A 16,542-nucleotide genomic window follows, 5' to 3' on the forward strand; every position below is an offset into this window, starting at 1 on the left:
CGCGTCAATCGACGTCGGCCCGCGGGGGCGCCGGAAAATGCACGCCGGCCCGCTGCGCCGCGGCCGTGATGTGCGCCTCGATACTGCGCCCCGCCGCTTCGCAGTCGCGCGCCTTCAAGGCATCGAGAACCGCGCGATGCTCGCGATACGTCGACTGCAGCAGCTCGCGCCGATAAAACGGCAAGCGCTGGCTCTCCTTCATGATTTCGCTGCTGCTGCGCAGAATCGCCTCGATCGCGCCGTTGGCCGCGACGGCAACGATGCGCATGTGAAACGCGAAATCGAGCCGGGCCGCGGTATCGAGATCGCCCTCGATCAGCGCCTCGTGCAGCTGGGCCATGTTCTCTTCGAGCCATTCGATCACCTCGTCCGTCATCGCCAGCGCGGCCATGCGCGCCGCGAATCCTTCGAGCGCATAACGGACCTGATAGGTATCGGGCAGCGACGACTGTTCGGCAAATCGCCATGCGGGCCCCGCCTCCGCCCGTGCGCTTTGCACATACACGCCCTTGCCCGCGCGGATCGTCAGCATGCCGACCGCCTCGAGCGTGGAGAGCGCCTCGCGCAGCGCCGCGCGGCTGATGTCGAGCTCTTCCGAGAGCTGCCGCTGCGCGGGCAATGCGCTGCCGACCGGATACTCGCCGCGCTCGATACGCTCGCGGATCGTCTCGGTTGCGGCTTCCGTCACCGTCTGGGTATTGCTTCTCATGGGCCGAAAAATCGCCTGGTCGGACCAGCATTGTAGCGCGGCGCCGCCCGGCTGCCCGCGCCCAGCCTTCTTCCGGTCATGATCGACGGGTATACACCTACCGTCGCCAGGCTTGACGCGACTATATCGGTTTCCTAATCTTCGCCATAAGTCTTCCGGTCTTACCAGTTAGACCAGATGATTTCCCGCCCGCTACTACCTTGTTCTGGAGAAAGCCGTGCTCAGATTTTTCAACTCGCTGTTCGGCCGCGTGATGATCGCGCTCGTCGCCGGCATCGCGATCGGCGCACTATTCCCGCACTTCGCGCAATCGCTGCGGCCGTTCGGAGACGGCTTCCTCAAATTGATCACGATGATCATCGGACCGATCGTTTTCTGCGTGGTCGTGAGCGGGATCGCCGGTGCCGGCAACTTGAAGAAGGTGGGCCGCGTGGGCGGCAAGGCCATCGTCTACTTCGAAGCCATGACCACGATCGCGCTGATGATCGGCGCCGTGCTCGCCCTCGTGCTCAAGCCGGGCGCCGGCATGAACGTCGACGTTCGCTCGCTCGATCCTCAAGCGCTGACGACCTATACCGAGCATGCCAAGAGCCTGAAGGACGTCGCCGCGTTTCTGCTGAAGATCATCCCGTCGACCGCCTTCGATGCATTCGCCAAAGGCGACATCCTGCAAGTGCTCGTGTTCGCCGTGCTGTTCGGTTCGGCGCTGTCGCTGCTCGGCGACAAGGCCAAACGCGTGAGTTCGCTGATCGACGAGCTCGCCCAGGTGTTCTTCCGCATCATGGGCTTCATCATCAAGCTCGCGCCCCTCGGCGTGCTCGGCGCCATCGCCTTCACGACGGGCACCTACGGCGTCGCTTCGCTCGAACAACTGGGCCTGCTCGTGCTCGTCTTCTACGCGAGCTGCGCGGTGTTCGTCGTGGTCGTGCTCGGGATCGTCATGAAGCTCGCGGGTTTCAACGTCTTCAAGCTCGTTCGCTACCTGCGCGAAGAACTCGTCATCGTGCTCGGCACCGCCTCGTCGGACGCCGTGCTGCCCCAGATCATGCGCAAGCTCGAATGGATGGGCATCAAGGATACGACGGTCGGACTCGTGATTCCCACCGGGTACTCGTTCAATCTCGACGGCTTCTCCATCTACCTGACGCTGGCCGTCCTGTTCATCGCCCAGGCAACCAACACGCCGCTGTCGATGCACGATTTGTTCGTGGTGGTTTTGATCTCGCTGATCACGTCGAAGGGCGCGCACGGCATTCCCGGTTCGGCGATCGTGATTCTCGCGGCGACGTTGTCGGCCATTCCGGCGATCCCGGTACTCGGCCTCGTGCTGATTCTTCCCGTCGACTGGTTCGTCGGCATTGCCCGCGCCCTCACCAACATGATCGGCAACTGCGTGGCGACGGTCGTCGTGGCAGCCTGGGAACGCGACATCGATCATGCGCGCGCCCGCCGCGTGCTGAACCAGGATCCCGCCCTGAAGTTCGTCGACGCGGCCGCCATGCCGGAATTCGAAACGCCCACGCACGGTGCCGCCGCGGTTTGATTCGCCGCTCGAAGCACGGCTAGACCGCCAGGCAGCCTCCCCCCCACTACCGTTCCGTGACCGAAGAGGCCGCCCCGCCTCTTCCCGCAGCACAATTTTGGACTCCTAATCGATCTATCATGGCCATTCCGACTCTCGACCCCAACGCGCCCGACTTCACACGCCGCTGCCTGAATCTGGCCGATCCGCGCCTCGGCGCGAAAGCGCTCGTTGCCAGCGACGAATTCTTCGCGCCGAAGGAGCGCATGCTCGACCCGCAGCCCGCTGTGTTCATCCCCGGCAAGTACGACGATCACGGCAAGTGGATGGACGGCTGGGAGACGCGCCGCAAGCGCACCACGGGCCAGGATTCGTGCGTCGTCAAACTGGCTCGCCGCGGCACGATCGAAGGCGTCGACATCGACACGAGCCATTTCACGGGTAATTTCCCGCCGGCGGCATCGATCGAAGCCTGTGCAAGCACGAGCGAGCTGCCGCCCGACGACGCGACATGGCACATGCTCGTTCCGCCCACGGCGCTGCAAGGCAATCAGCATCATTACCTCGCCATCGGCGGCTCCGATACGTTCACGCACATTCGCATCACGCTGTTCCCCGACGGCGGCGTCGCCAGGCTGCGCATCTACGGCCGGCCCGCGCTTGAAGATGCGCTCGCCTCTTCGTCCGGCGACTCGCTCGTCGATCTCGCGGCCGCCGAGAACGGCGCGCACGTCGTCTGCGCGAACAACCAGCATTTCGGGCTGGCGAGCAATATGCTGATGCCGGGCCGCGGCGCGAACATGGGCGACGGATGGGAAACCCGCCGGCGCCGCGAGCCGGGCAACGATTGGGCGATCGTCGCGCTCGCGCGCCCCGGCGTGATCCGCAAGATCGAAGTCGACACCGCCTTCTTCAAAGGCAACTATCCCGACCGCTGCTCGCTGCAGGCCGCCAACGTAACCGGCGGCACCGACGAGTCGCTCGTGACGCAAGCCATGTTCTGGCCCGTCTTGCTGCCCGAGCAATCGCTGCAAATGGACAACCGGCACTTTTACGAGCGCGAGATCGCGGCGATCGGCGCGGTCACGCACGTGCGGTTCAACATCTTCCCCGACGGGGGCGTATCGCGGCTGCGCCTCTGGGGCGAGTAAGGACCCCACCATGAGCCCCACGCTCGCTATCGAGCCTCTCACGCGCGATGCGTTCGCGCCGTTCGGCGACGTCATCTCGCTGGACGGCGCCCGCCGCTTCCCGATCAACGGCGGCACGACCGAGCGCTTTCACGATTTGGCGACGATCGACGTCGGCGAAGCCGGCGGGCGAACGCTCGTCAACGTCTTTCGCGCGCAGCCGCGCACGCTGCCTTTCGAAGTCGCGATGATGGAGCGCCACCCGCTCGGCAGCCAGGCCTTCATTCCCTTGGGCGACGTCCGCTACCTCGTCGTCGTCGCGCCGAGCGGAGCGTTGGACGAGCGGCGCATGCGCGCGTTCGCCGTCACCGGCGGCGTCGGCGTGAACTACGCCCGCGGTGTCTGGCATCATCCGCTGATCGCGCTCGATGCCATCGCCGACTTCCTCGTCGTCGATCGCGGGGGCAATCAGCCGAACTGCGACGAAATCGAACTTGCGCGGCCCTACCGGCTGCTATTCGACGAAGTCGCCTTGAGTTGAGGAATCGGGGCGTTCCGGGGCGCCCCTTCCCGCGCCCTGATCGCTTCGGCGATTGCCGGTAAAATAGCTGGCATGGACAAGTGCCGTTATTGCGGAAAACGCCGCGACGAATGGGAATGCCATGGGCAGGAGTGCCGGACGGCGATCTCCAGAGCGCTGCGCCGGCAACGCTCCGGATTGCCGATGGTGCCGAACGTCATCCGTAACGAAGTGCCTGCCGGAGCCAGCACGAGCGAGGTGATCGCCGTGCTGTCCCGTCAGCGGCTAAGGGCACGGCGCGCCAACGAAGAGCGGCGCGAGCGCCAGGAAGCGGAAAGCTTCGAGATCGAGCCTCAAAGCTCCAGCAGCAATCGACAATGACGAGATCGGGCCGTGCGCTGGCCGCGAGCGAGAGGCCTCGGCGGCCCAATTCCGCCTCGATCACGCGGACGTTCTCGGATTCGAGCGACGCCTGCACGAAGCGGCGAATGGCTTTGTCGTCCTTGATCAGGACGACGGTAATCGTGGATTCCGACATGGGTGCTCTATGTTCTGTTCGCTGACTCGGGATCCGACTGCGGGACCGATGCGGACGGCTCCCTGACCGCGCTATCCGGCGATGCCGGTGATGCGGAGGGCGGCGCCGCGCCTTGAGCCCCTTCTCCCGGTTCGTCATCTTCGATCGCCTCGGTCTCGATCGTCGGCGCGTCGGTCGCCGGCAACGTAAACCAGAACGCCGCCCCGATCACCGCCCCGGCGGCGTCGCAACGATTGTCCGCGCCAATTTGCCCGCCGTGCGCCTCGACGATCGCCCGGCAGATCGCCAAGCCCAAACCGATGCCCGGCTTGGCCGACTCCTTCTCGCCGCGCGTAAACTTCTCGAACAAGCGCGATTCCATCCCGGCCGGCAATCCCGGCCCGCTATCCTGCACTTCCACTTTGACGTAGCGCTCGCCACCCGCTTCCCCCTCCCGTGTGGACGCCACGATCGAGATCCGCGACGCGGCCGGCGTGTACTTCGACGCGTTCTCGAGCAAGTTAGCGAAGAGCCGTTCGACGAGCACGGCGTCGAGCTGCACGAGCGGCAGATCGGGCGGCACGCGCGCCTCGATCGTCCGCCCCGCCAGCATGCGGCGGCACCCCGACAGCGCCGAGCCGACCACTTCCTCGATCGACGACCATTGCCGATTGAGCCGCATGCTGCCTTCCTGCAGCCGCGCCATGTCGAGCAGGTTCGTCACGAGCCCCGTCATGCGCAGTGCCTCGTCGTGGATCGCATCGGCCAGCTCCTGCTCGCGCTCGCCCAACGGCCCGCCGCCCGGCGCTTCCGCGAGCATCGACGCAAACCCCACGATCGACGTCAACGGCGTGCGCAAGTCGTGCGAGATCGCCGAAAGCAGCGAGTTGCGCAATCGCTCCGATTCCATGCTGACGAGCGCATCCTGGGCAATCTCGACATAGTGCACACGCTCGAGCGCCAACGCGATCTGCGACGCGAACGTATCGATCATGCGGCGCTGCTCCGGGATCTCGAGCTCTTCCATGCGCGGCGACAGAATCGCGATCACGCCGCGCGTGCGCATCGGCGCCTTCAGCGGCAGATAGAGCGCGGGAGCGGCCGGCAGCGTGTCGGTGCCGTGGCCCGCATTCTTTTGCTGGTCGTAGACCCACTGCGCAATATCCAAATCGACGGTCGATGCGTCGAGCGTCAGCGCCTCGTCGGGGTTTTCGATCTTTTGCCGAACCTTCTCGCCGCTGTCGGGCAGCAAAATCGCCACGCGCGCTTGAAATACTTCGGCGACATGGCGGGTGCCGACTTCGATGATCTGAGCCGTCTGCAGTGCGGCGCCGAGCTCGCGCGCCATCGCGAACATCGCGCCGGTCCGGCGTTCGCGCATCGTCGCAATGCGCGCCTGGCGCTGCAGGCTCGCCGTCAAATGGCTGATCGTGAGCGACGTCATCAGCATCACGCCGAACGTCAGCAGGTACTGCGTGTCGGACACCGTAAACGACATGCGCGGCGGGACGAAAAAGAAATCGAATGCCGCCACGCCAAGAAACGAAAACATCACGCCCGGCCCGCGCCCCAGCTTCGCGGCCGTGAAGATCGTGCCGAGCAGATAAAGCATGACCAGATTCGCGAGCGAAATATGATCGACGAAGAAGCTTTCGACGATCGTGATCGCGGCGCAAATGCCGAACGCGTAGGAGTACGAAACGAATGTGGAGCGGCCGCTTCCGGCGCCGATGCCGGCTAAGCGCGCCACCGCTTCGCCGCGCTCGGCCGTCTCGCGCACCGTGCCCGAATTGACGAGCGTCACGTCGATGTCGCGTGCCTCGCGAATCAGCCGCTCGCCCGTCGAGCGCCGCAGCCACCCGCGCCACCCGGACATCGGGGCCGCGCCCACGACGAGCTTCGAGACGTTGCGCATGCGCGCGTACGCGATCAGCGTCAGCGTTGCATCGGGCCCTTGCAGCGTCACGGTCTCAGCGCCCAATTCGGACGCGAGCTTCAACGCGTCGAGCGTGCGTTTGCGGATGGCGTCCGGCAACCGCTGCAGCTTCGGCGTCTCGACGTACACGGCGAGCCAGTCCGCCTTCAGGCTGGAAGCGAGACGCGCGGCGGCGCGCACGAGCGTCGTGCTCTCGGGCCCTGCCCCCACGCAGACAATGATCCGCTCGCGCGCCTGCCAAATGCGCTCGATCGACTGATCGGCGCGATACTCGCGCATCTGCGCATCGACGCGATCGGCCGTGCGCCGCAGCGCGAGCTCACGCAAGGCAATGAGATTGCCTTTGCGGAAGAAGTTGCGAACGGCATTTTCCGCTTGATGCGGCAGATAGACCTTGCCCTCGCGCAGGCGATCGAGCAATTCCTCGGCCGGCAGATCCACGAGCGTGACTTCATCGGCCAAATCGAAGACGCGATCCGGCACGGTTTCCCAGACGCGAATGCCGGTGATTTGCCCGACCACGTCGTTCAAGCTTTCCAGATGCTGAACGTTGACGGTCGTATAGACGTCGATCCCCGCATCGAGCAGCTCGTGCACGTCTTGCCAGCGCTTCAGATGACGCGAGCCTTGGACGTTGGAATGCGCGAGTTCGTCGACGAGAATCAACTCCGGCTTGCGCGCGAGCGCCGCGTCGAGATCGAACTCCGCGAGCTGGCGCCCGCGATGTTCGAAGCGCGCCGACGGCAGGATGTCGAGCCCGTCGAGCAACGCGAGCGTTTCCTTGCGCCCGTGCGTCTCGACGAGGCCGACGACGACGTCGACGCCTTCCTCGAGCCTGCGGCGCGCGGCCTGCAGCATCGCGAACGTCTTGCCGACACCCGCCGATGCACCGAAGAATACCTTCAGCCGGCCGCGGTGGCGCTTTTCCTCATCGCGCTGAATCTTGTCGAGCAGCGCATCGGGATCGGGGCGTTCCATAAGAAGTCTTCACTTCGCCATAACCGAATCAATCCGTTCAGTGTAGCGGTTTCAGTTGATCCAGGGCCAGATTGAGCTTCAGCACGTTCACGCGCGGCTCGCCGAGCACGCCCCATTGCCGCCCGGAGGTGTTCCGCGCGATCAGCGTGTCGACTTGGCCGGCGTTCAAGCCTCGCGCCTTGGCCACGCGTGACGATTGATAGGCTGCCGCGGCCGGCGAGATATCGGGATCCAAGCCGCTGGCAGAGGACGTGACGAGATCGACCGGGACCGGCAGCGTATTCTTCGGATCCGCATCGTGCAGCGCGCTCAAGCGCCCTTTCACTTCGTCGGCGAGCGCCGGGTTCGTCGGGCCCAGGTTCGAGCCACCCGAGTTCTGGGCGTTATAAGGATTCGGCGTCGTCGCGGACAGACGGCCCCAGAAGTAGCCGGGCGCGTCGAATTGCTGTCCGATCAGCTCGGAGCCGACCGCCTTGCCGTCTTTCTCGATCAAGCTGCCGTTCGCTCGATGCGGAAAGACGGCCTGGCCGATCGCCGTGACGACGACCGGATAGACGATGCCCGTGACCACCGTCAATGCGGCAAACAGCACCAGCACGGGTCTCAGCAGATTTTTCATGGTCGTTCGATTCAAACAAATGATGTTCCAAGAGGGCCCGCCCATTCGGCCGGATCGCTTCCGATCGCCGGCCGGGCCCGCGATAGCTACCGTCGAGCGAGGATCAAGTTCAAACCTAAAATCAAGCCCAGCCCATCGCCGTGATCAGCATGTCGATCAGCTTGATGAACGGGAACGGCAGCAGGATGCCCCCGAGACCGTAGATCAGCAGATTGCGGCGCAACAGCGACGCGGCGCCGAGCGCGCGGTACTTCACGCCCTTCAACGCGAGCGGGATCAAGAAGACGATGATCAGCGCGTTGAAGATCACGGCCGACAGGATCGCCGACGCCGGCGAGTGCAGGTGCATGATGTCGAGCACGCGCAATTGCGGATATGTCGTCGCGAATGCCGCCGGGATGATGGCGAAGTACTTGGCCACGTCGTTGGCGATCGAGAACGTGGTCAACGAGCCGCGCGTCATCAGCATCTGCTTGCCGATTTCGACGATTTCGATGAGCTTCGTCGGATTCGAGTCGAGGTCGACCATGTTGCCGGCCTCTTTCGCCGCCTGCGTACCCGTGTTCATCGCAACTGCCACGTCGGCCTGTGCGAGCGCCGGCGCATCGTTGGTGCCGTCGCCCGTCATCGCGACGAGGCGGCCTTCCGACTGATGCGTGCGGATCATCTTCAGCTTCGCTTCCGGCGTCGCTTCGGCAAGGAAATCGTCGACACCCGCCTCCGCCGCGATCGCGGCGGCCGTCAGCCGATTGTCGCCCGTGATCATCACCGTCTTGATGCCCATCTTGCGCAACTCGGCGAAACGCTCCTTGATGCCGCCCTTGACGATGTCCTTCAGCTCGATCACACCTAGAACGCGCGCCACGCCGCTCGCCTTCTCGGCCACGACGAGCGGCGTGCTACCGCGGCGCGCGACGTCGTCGACGGCCTTCATCACTTCTTGCGGGTAGCGGCCGCCGTTGTCTTCGACGTACGCCTTCACCGCGCTCGAGGCTCCTTTTCGGATCTCGCGGTTGGGCAGATCGACGCCGCTCATCCGCGTTTGCGCGGTGAAGGCGAGAAAGATCGCGTTCAACGCGTGCATGTCGCGTTCACGAATGTTGAAACGCTGCTTCGCCAGCACGACGATGCTGCGGCCTTCCGGCGTTTCGTCGGCCAGCGACGACAGTTGCGCCGCATCGGCCAGCGCCTCTTCCGTGACGCCGGGCGCCGGCACGAATGCCGATGCCTGCCGGTTGCCGAGCGTAATCGTGCCCGTCTTGTCCAGCAGCAGCACGTCGACGTCGCCGGCTGCTTCCACGGCACGGCCCGACGTGGCGATGACGTTCGCCTGCATCATCCGGCTCATGCCCGCCACGCCGATCGCCGACAGCAAGCCGCCGATCGTCGTCGGAATCAGGCAGACGAGCAGCGCGACGAGCGCCGTGATCGTCACGACGTGGCCCGCCTTGGCGGCGGCCACCGAGAAGATCGAGAACGGGAGCAGCGTGGCAGTCGCGAACAGCAGCACGAGCGTCAGCGCCACGAGCAGAATCGTCAGCGCGATTTCGTTCGGAGTCTTTTGACGCTTGGCGCCCTCCACCATCGCGATCATGCGGTCGAGAAACGCCTCGCCGGGGTTCACGCTCACGCGCACGACGATCCAGTCCGACAGCACGCGCGTGCCGCCCGTCACCGACGAGAAGTCGCCGCCCGATTCGCGGATGACCGGCGCCGATTCGCCCGTGATCGCCGATTCGTCGACGGAAGCGACGCCGTCGATGACTTCGCCGTCGGCCGGAATCGTGTCGCCGGATTCGATCAGCACGACGTCGCCCTTGCGCAGATCGGTGGACGTGACGAGCAGGACCGGCGCCTTCGGATGCGGCTCGTTCAGCTTCTTCGCCATCACGTTGTGCTTTGCGCTGCGAAGCGATGCGGCTTGGGCCTTCGAACGCCCTTCCGCGAGCGCTTCGGCGAAGTTCGCGAACAGCACCGTGAACCAGAGCCACAGCGAGACGGCAAGAATGAACCCCGCCGGGGCCTCGGCCTGGCCCGCGAGCGCCGCGATCCAGAGGATCGTGGTCAGAATGCTGCCGATGTAGACGCAGAACATCACCGGGTTGCGCAACTGCGTGCGCGGCCCGAGCTTCTTGAACGCATCGACGATCGCGGGCTTCACGAGCGCCGGGTCGAACATCGACCGCGCGGCGTTACGTGCCTGCCCGAGATTGTCGGGGCGATGGACAGGCGGTTGAGTGACAGTAGTCATGCTTTCCTCGAAATCAATGACCCGAGATCATCGTGAGATGTTCGGCGACGGGGCCGAGCGCCAATGCCGGCACGTAAGTGAGGGCGCCCACGAGCACGAGCGTGCCGAGCAGCAGCACGACGAACAGCGGCCCATGGGTCGGCAGCGTGCCGGAGGTCGCGGCGATGCGCTTCTTGTTCGCGAGCGAACCGGCGATGGCGAGCACCGGCACGATCGTGCCGAAGCGGCCGAACCACATGGCGATTGCCAGCAGCACGTTGTAGAACGGCGTATTCACCGAGAGCCCCGCAAACGCGCTGCCGTTGTTGTTGGCGGCGGAACTGAACGCGTAAAGGATCTCGGAGAAACCGTGCGCTCCCGGATTCGCGATGCCTCCCGTGCCGAGGGGCGTCAATACAGCGATCGAGGTCCCGACGAGCACGAGGAACGGCGTCAACAGAATCGCGATCGAGACCATCTTCATTTCGTACGACTCGATCTTCTTGCCGACGTACTCGGGCGTGCGGCCGATCATCAGGCCTGCGACGAAGACGGCCAGCAGCGCGAACACGAGCATCCCGTACAGGCCTGAGCCGACACCGCCGAAGATGACCTCGCCGAGCTGAATCAGCAGCATCGGAACGAGACCGCCGAGGGGGGTGAGCGAGTCGTGCATGGCATCCACGGCGCCGCAAGACGCAGCCGTCGTCGCGACCGTGAAGATGCCCGTCTGCGCGATGCCGAAGCGTACTTCCTTGCCTTCCGCGTTGCCGCCCGGCTGCAGAGCCGTCGCGCTCTGATCGACGTGCAGCGACGTAAACAGCGGATTGCCGGCTTGCTCGGCGGAAATCTCTCCCCAGCACGCGATGGAGAACGCGATCGTCATCGCAGCCAGCACGGCATAGCCTTGGCGGCGATCGCCGACCATCCGGCCGAACACGACGCACAGCCCTGCCGGAATGATCAGGATCGACAGAATCTGCACGAAGTTCGACAGCGGCGTCGGGTTCTCGTACGGGTGCGCGGAGTTGGCGTTGAAGAAGCCGCCGCCGTTCGTGCCGAGCATCTTGATCGCTTCCTGCGAGGCAACGGGGCCCATCGCGATCGTCTGCTTGTCGGCCTTCGCGTCCTGCATGACCGGATTGCCCTTCGCATCCTTCACCGGGTTGCCTTGCGCGTCGGTCTTTTGCACTTGATACGTCGTGACCTGCAACGTCGGCACGTCCTGATACGACTTGAAGTTCTGAATCGCGCCTTGACTGATGAACACCAGCGCGATGATCGTCGCGAGCGGCGCAAGAATGTAGAGCGTGATGCGCGTGAGATCGACCCAAAAGTTGCCGATCGTCTGCACGGTATGACGCGCGAAGCCGCGAATCAGCGCGATGACGACGGCAATACCCGTCGCCGCGGACAAGAAGTTCTGCACGGACAAGCCGGCCATCTGCGTCAAATAGCTGACGGTCGCCTCGGGCGTATAGTCCTGCCAGTTCGTGTTCGTCACGAAGCTGACGGCCGTATCGAAGGCCGCGTCGGGCGTCATCGGTCCAAACGCCTGCGGGTTGGCGGGCAGCCACTGCTGCAGACGCAGAAAGCCGTATACGGCCAGTGCGCCCAGTGCATTGAACAGCAGCACCGCGATCGCATAGTGCTTCCACGACATTTCGGCGTTCGCATCGACGCCGGCGATCTTGTAGAGCAGCCGCTCGATTGCACTGAGCTTGCGCACGACGACGGACGAGCCGTCGAGCACGGACGTCATGTACCGGCCGACCGGGAAGGCCAGCGCGATCAATACGACGATGAACAGAGCGGTTTGAAGAAAGTTATTGGCGTTCATTCGAGGTCCTCCGCGCGCAGCAGCGCGTAGACGAGGTACGCCAGCAAAAGCAGCGTCGAAGCTCCAGCGAGCCACAGCATCCAGGCAATCACGGCCGACCTCCCGGTCCGCGGCCGCGCAGCTTTTCGCAGCCGGCCGTCAGCGCCACGCATAGCCCCAAGAAAATGGCTATGCCGACTAAATAAATGAAGTCCATTTTGGTGTTCTCCCGTAGCGGATCAGGACAGCCTGGAGCGTAGAGGAGATCGCGTAAACGCCACGATAAGAGTGATGGGGGGCGTGTAAAAAACGCGTAAACGAGAGGCTTCGCGGGACGCTCGAACGAAAAAAGCCCGAAACGTAGACGGATTCCCGTCTCTCGTTTCAGGCTCCGCATCGCCAGCGCCGAGGCGCTATCGCACCGAAATCAAACGTCCGCGTGCTGCTGGACGAAGCTTTGGAACGTCCCGTACGTCGGCTGAATCGGCGCCAGATTGTCGAGCACGATACCGTACGTATCGTCTCCGCTCGTCAGCTCGTAGTACATCACCGACTCGATTTGGCCGGTCTTGTCGGCACTTTCAGGCTTCCGGGCCGCAACGTGCGCCCATGCCGAACCCGGCGACCACGAACGCGATCGAGTCGCCTCGATATCGCCTACGAATTGGAACCAAAAAGCGCTAGGCGTTACTCATGCCAAAGAATCAACCGCCATTGCCCCATGTCTCGGAACCGATCGGCTCCGGGGAAAGCGGCGGCGAAATCGAGATCCGGACCTGTACGAGAGCGGAAGCAATGAGCACCCCGACACGAGACGAATTCGACGCACGCATCGAAGCCATCGAATCACGAATGGATGCGCGGGTCGCTGCGATAGGCGCGAGGTTGGATGCCTATACGGCGCTTGCCGAAGAAAGGCTGCAGCGTTTCGTGGTCATGTCCGCCGAGCGCGACAGGCGGCTGGACGAGCGCGACAAGCGGCTGGACGAGCGCGATAAGCGGCTCGAACTGCAATTCCAACAAGCCACTGCCGCGGCACAAAGCGCCTCTAATCTCAAATCTCACATGTGGCTAGCCGCATCGACGGTCATCGTTGCTGTAATAGGAACCGTCGTCGCAGCCTACTACGCAACACAATCGTCGCACCTAGGCATCGCTCAGACGGTGATTTCGGCATTCCAGCAAGGCCAACAAACTCAGGCGCCGTTAAAGGAGTAGCGTGTTCGAGCGAGCCGGATATCGATACGATCCACGCCCGCGCCTACCCTTGCTACTCGTTGCCGGTCGTCTCTCCGCCTTCGCTCTGCGCATCGCGCGCAACGATCTTGAGCTGTCGAAGCTTGTGATAAAGCGTTTTCTTCGGCATGCCCAGCTCCACGCTGGCATCCGCCACGCTCCCATTGTGCCGCCGCAGCATGTCCTCGATCAGCATGCGCTCGAAGTAAGCCAACTGCTGCGCCAGCGTTCCGGTTTTGCCACCGGCGCCACTGCCGCCGCCGCTCGCGCCGAGCAGCGTGTCGCCCGTCAGTCCGAGCACGAACCTGTCCGCCACGTTCTGCAGTTCGCGCACGTTGCCCGGCCACTGATGCGTCATCAATTCGGACACCTGAGATGCCGACACGATCGGAGCGGGCTGCTCGAATTTGCGCGCGGCCGCGAGCACGAAATGTTCGAAGAGCAGAGGCACGTCTTCGCGGCGCTCCCTCAACGGGGGTAGTTCGATTTGCGCGACGTTGAGCCGGTAAAGCAAATCGGCGCGAAAGCGCCCATCGGCTGACAACTCCGCCAGATCGGCCTTGGACGCCGCCACCACCCTGCAGTCGACCGGAATCGGCTCGTTCGCGCCCAGCCGCTCGACCACGCGCTCCTGCAATACCCGCAGCATCTTGATCTGGAGCGAAACCGGCATCGTTTCGATCTCGTCGAGAAAGAGCGTCCCGCCGTCGGCCCACTCGACCTTGCCCACCCGCTTCTTGATCGCTCCGGTAAAGGCACCGGCTTCGTGACCGAACAGTTCGCTTTCGAAAATCTGCTCCGGCAAACCGCCGCAGTTGAGCGCGACGAAATGCCGGTCGCGGCGCCCGCCGAAGTCGTGCAGGCTGCGTGCAATCAGTTCCTTGCCGGTACCGGTCTCGCCCGTAATCAGCACCGATACGGACGTGCCGGCAAGCCGGAGAATCTTCTTGCGCACCTCGGCCATCGCCGGCGACTTGCCGAGCACGAGCGCTTCGATTCCCTGCCAGTTATCGAGCGCGGCGCGCAGACCCTGCACTTCGAGCGTCAGACGACGCTTTTCGACCGCACGAGCGACCCTGCCGGCGATGTGATCGGATGAAAACGGCTTCTCGATGAAGTCGTAGGCGCCAACCTGCATGGCACCGACAGCAGTCGAAATATCCGCGTGCCCGCTGATCAGGACCACGGGGATCTGAGGATCGATCTCGAGCACGCCCGCAAGCAGCTGCATCCCGTCCATGCCCGGCATCTTCAGATCCGACACGACCACGAGCGGCGCGCCCGGTGCGACTTGCGAAAGGGCCTCGCTCGCCGACTCGTACGCGGCTACCGGATATCCCGCCAATGCAACAGCCTGCTCGACGCCAACGCGGACGTTCTCGTCGTCCTCCACGACCAACACTCGAATCTCATCTTCCATGTTCCGCCCTGAGCGACGTCGCCGCCGCAAATTCAATACTGAATCGTGCTCCGCCGTCCTCGCGGTTCGCGCCCTGGATCTTCGCCCCCAACCCCTCCAAGATGCGCGACGTAATCGCGAGGCCCAGACCCAGCCCCTGGCCTCTCGGTTTGGTCGTGACGAACGGCTCGAACAGGTGTGCGAGCACTTCCGGCGCAATGCCGCTCCCGCTGTCCTCGATCGTGAACAGCACGCGGCCCGGATGTCGGTCCGACGGTGCCGCCTCGATGCGGATGATGCGCTGCTCGGCATCGCGAATCGCATCGAGAGCATTGCCGAGCAGATTGACGATCACTTGCTGCAGCTGGCTCGATTCCGCGCACACCATCGTACCCGGCGGTATGTTCACGTCGAGCCGCACCGCCTCGTCGCGAATCCGTGTCTCGTACATGAGTCGCGCGTGAGCGACGACTTCGCCCAGCGAAACGGCCACTCGCTCGACATCCGGCTTGCGGGCGAAGGCTTTCAGCTCGCTCGTCAGCACCGCCATGCTTTCGACCAGACGCGCGATGCGCGCCAAATTGGAGATGGCTTGCGCCGGCTGATCGCGCTCGAAGAACGTGCGCGCGTTGTCGCACAGCGTTCTGATCGCGACGAGCGGCTGATTGATCTCGTGCGTGAGCCCCGCCGCCATTTGCCCAAGCACCGCGAGCTTGCCCGCATGCACGACCTCCTGCTGCGAATCGCGCAGGCGCTGCTCGGTCGATTCGCGCTCCAGGATTTCACGCTGCATTCTTTCGTTGGCGGCCGTCAGCGCCGCGGTACGCTGCGCGACCGTCAACTCCAGTTGGTCGTTTGCGCGGCGCAGGGCATCTTGCGACTTGAGCTTCTCCGCAATTGTCCTGCGGCGCTGGCCCGCATACAGCCCATAGAGCGCGGCGATCAGGAAGGCGCCGGTCACGAACGCGACGGCGAGATGCTCCTGCCGATAAGCACCCGCGATGCCCTGCAGCACCATCAACGAATCGCCTGCTTCCGGCAGAGGCCGCGATACGACGAGATACTCGGCGCCGCGGCCGGGCGCGCGCCAATCGGGAAAGCGCCCGAGCCATGCCGTGCGGCTCCACTCATCCACTCGGCGATACGGCAAAGGATCGACGGCGCGGCCGGCGTATTGCTGCGAAGCTTCAATCGCGCGTTGCCGCTGCGCGGTAATGGGCCGCATCGACGTGAACTTCCACCCGGGCACGGTCGAGATGACGATCACCCCGTTGCCGTCGACCACCATGGCGGCTTCGTCCGGCATTCGCCATGCCGATTCGAGCGCATCGACGCTGATCTTGACCGCCACCGCCCCCGTTGCCGCCCCCGCGTCCCGCACCGCGCTCGCGAAGTACAAGCCGGGCATCCCCGTGTTGGTGCCGATGCCGAAAAAGCGCCCCGTCCCGCTCGCGAGCGCATCCTTGAAATACGGCCGATACGAGACGTTGGTGCCGATGAAGCTGCGCGCCTGATTCCAGTTGCTGGCCGCGATCACGGAACCTTCGCGATCGATCACGTAAGTGGCGAGGCTGCCGGTGTCGCGATTGACTGCTTCGAGATAGGCGTTCACCGCATGCAGCGACTCGGGCGGAGCGTGAGGCGCCGCCAGCAATGCCCGAACGCTGTCCTGACGGGCGACGATGGAGGGCGTCGTCTCGAAGCGATTCAATTCGCTTTTCAAGCTGGCCGCGTAGAGGTCGAGCCGATGCTCGCCCGCCTCCGCCAGTGCATCGATTGCGCGATCCCACGTGAATTCGGCGGCAGCCGCGGCCGCACCGAAGTACAGAACCGCCGCCGCCGCCCATCCCCAGAACCGTTTGCTCGTTATGCTCGTACGCAACTTCGCCCTCATCGATGGACCATGCCGGAAGTCGGAATGTGCATG

Annotated in this window: 13 protein-coding genes; 5 read left to right on the forward strand and 8 right to left on the reverse strand. The window is 64.2% G+C overall.

All coding sequences use genetic code 11. The features are described from left to right. Positions 1-4: 4 nt before the first annotated feature. On the reverse strand, positions 5-709 hold the full coding sequence (locus DWV00_RS16305; protein ID WP_115534610.1) for a FadR/GntR family transcriptional regulator: 705 nt from the start codon (positions 707-709) through the stop codon (positions 5-7). Positions 710-926: 217 nt separating this feature from the next. Between DWV00_RS16305 and DWV00_RS16310 the strand changes: the two genes are divergently transcribed. From DWV00_RS16310 to DWV00_RS16325, 4 genes are all read left to right on the forward strand, one after another. Next, on the forward strand, positions 927-2,252 hold the full coding sequence (locus DWV00_RS16310) for a C4-dicarboxylate transporter DctA (protein WP_115534611.1): 1,326 nt from the start codon (positions 927-929) through the stop codon (positions 2,250-2,252). A gap of 119 nt (positions 2,253-2,371) precedes the next feature. Further along, a complete protein-coding gene (gene alc, locus DWV00_RS16315) occupies positions 2,372-3,382 on the forward strand; it encodes an allantoicase (RefSeq protein WP_115534612.1) in 1,011 nt (336 codons plus the stop codon). A 10-nt stretch (positions 3,383-3,392) separates the two neighbouring features. Continuing rightward, a complete protein-coding gene (locus tag DWV00_RS16320; protein WP_115534613.1) occupies positions 3,393-3,902 on the forward strand; it encodes an ureidoglycolate lyase in 510 nt (169 codons plus the stop codon). A 72-nt stretch (positions 3,903-3,974) separates the two neighbouring features. Further along, complete coding sequence (locus DWV00_RS16325) at positions 3,975-4,262, forward strand: hypothetical protein (protein WP_115534614.1); 288 nt, start codon at positions 3,975-3,977, stop codon at positions 4,260-4,262. Positions 4,263-4,426: 164 nt separating this feature from the next. Here DWV00_RS16325 and DWV00_RS16335 read toward each other — a convergent pair whose 3' ends face one another. The 5 genes from DWV00_RS16335 to DWV00_RS16355 all read right to left on the reverse strand — a co-directional run bounded on the left by DWV00_RS16335 (position 4,427) and on the right by DWV00_RS16355 (position 12,090). Then, entirely contained in the window at positions 4,427-7,312 is a 2,886-nt protein-coding gene (locus tag DWV00_RS16335; RefSeq protein WP_115534615.1) for a DUF4118 domain-containing protein, read from the reverse strand. A gap of 37 nt (positions 7,313-7,349) precedes the next feature. Further along, on the reverse strand, positions 7,350-7,931 hold the full coding sequence (kdpC, locus tag DWV00_RS16340; RefSeq protein ID WP_115534616.1) for a potassium-transporting ATPase subunit KdpC: 582 nt from the start codon (positions 7,929-7,931) through the stop codon (positions 7,350-7,352). A 121-nt stretch (positions 7,932-8,052) separates the two neighbouring features. Continuing rightward, positions 8,053-10,182 carry a potassium-transporting ATPase subunit KdpB gene (kdpB, locus tag DWV00_RS16345; protein ID WP_115534617.1) on the reverse strand — a complete coding sequence of 710 codons (2,130 nt, stop codon included), beginning with the start codon at positions 10,180-10,182 and terminating at the stop codon, positions 8,053-8,055. Positions 10,183-10,195: 13 nt separating this feature from the next. After that, positions 10,196-12,001 (reverse strand): potassium-transporting ATPase subunit KdpA, encoded by a 1,806-nt coding sequence (gene kdpA / locus DWV00_RS16350; RefSeq protein WP_115534618.1) that lies wholly within the window; start codon positions 11,999-12,001, stop codon positions 10,196-10,198. Beyond that, entirely contained in the window at positions 11,998-12,090 is a 93-nt protein-coding gene (locus DWV00_RS16355; RefSeq protein WP_115534677.1) for a potassium-transporting ATPase subunit F, read from the reverse strand. Before DWV00_RS16355 ends, kdpA begins: the two co-directional genes overlap by 4 nt. Positions 12,091-12,832: 742 nt before the next feature. Between DWV00_RS16355 and DWV00_RS16360 the strand changes: the two genes are divergently transcribed. Further along, positions 12,833-13,198, forward strand: a complete 366-nt coding sequence (locus DWV00_RS16360; protein ID WP_115534619.1) for a hypothetical protein — start codon at positions 12,833-12,835, stop codon at positions 13,196-13,198. A gap of 52 nt (positions 13,199-13,250) precedes the next feature. Here the strand turns inward: DWV00_RS16360 and DWV00_RS16365 are convergent, their stop codons facing one another. Both DWV00_RS16365 and DWV00_RS16370 read right to left on the reverse strand, forming a co-directional pair. Next, positions 13,251-14,636: a sigma-54-dependent transcriptional regulator gene (locus tag DWV00_RS16365; protein ID WP_115534620.1), complete on the reverse strand. Its 1,386-nt coding sequence runs from the start codon at positions 14,634-14,636 to the stop codon at positions 13,251-13,253. Further along, complete coding sequence (locus DWV00_RS16370; protein ID WP_115534621.1) at positions 14,626-16,509, reverse strand: ATP-binding protein; 1,884 nt, start codon at positions 16,507-16,509, stop codon at positions 14,626-14,628. The genes DWV00_RS16365 and DWV00_RS16370 overlap by 11 nt, the downstream gene beginning before the upstream one ends. Positions 16,510-16,542: the final 33 nt, after the last annotated feature.

Source organism: Trinickia dinghuensis (assembly GCF_003367175.1).
Taxonomy (GTDB): Bacteria; Pseudomonadota; Gammaproteobacteria; order Burkholderiales; family Burkholderiaceae; genus Trinickia; species Trinickia dinghuensis.

Coding starts and splice junctions, on each gene's coding strand:
- DWV00_RS16320 (WP_115534613.1), top strand. CDS start 3,393: ATGAGCCCCACGCTCGCTATCGAGCCTCTCACGCGCGATGCGTTCGCG.
- DWV00_RS16335 (WP_115534615.1), bottom strand. CDS start 7,312: ATGGAACGCCCCGATCCCGATGCGCTGCTCGACAAGATTCAGCGCGAT.
- kdpC (WP_115534616.1), bottom strand. CDS start 7,931: ATGAAAAATCTGCTGAGACCCGTGCTGGTGCTGTTTGCCGCATTGACG.
- kdpA (WP_115534618.1), bottom strand. CDS start 12,001: ATGAACGCCAATAACTTTCTTCAAACCGCTCTGTTCATCGTCGTATTG.
- kdpB (WP_115534617.1), bottom strand. CDS start 10,182: ATGACTACTGTCACTCAACCGCCTGTCCATCGCCCCGACAATCTCGGG.
- DWV00_RS16370 (WP_115534621.1), bottom strand. CDS start 16,509: ATGAGGGCGAAGTTGCGTACGAGCATAACGAGCAAACGGTTCTGGGGA.
- DWV00_RS16325 (WP_115534614.1), top strand. CDS start 3,975: ATGGACAAGTGCCGTTATTGCGGAAAACGCCGCGACGAATGGGAATGC.
- DWV00_RS16365 (WP_115534620.1), bottom strand. CDS start 14,636: ATGGAAGATGAGATTCGAGTGTTGGTCGTGGAGGACGACGAGAACGTC.
- DWV00_RS16360 (WP_115534619.1), top strand. CDS start 12,833: ATGGATGCGCGGGTCGCTGCGATAGGCGCGAGGTTGGATGCCTATACG.
- DWV00_RS16305 (WP_115534610.1), bottom strand. CDS start 709: ATGAGAAGCAATACCCAGACGGTGACGGAAGCCGCAACCGAGACGATC.
- alc (WP_115534612.1), top strand. CDS start 2,372: ATGGCCATTCCGACTCTCGACCCCAACGCGCCCGACTTCACACGCCGC.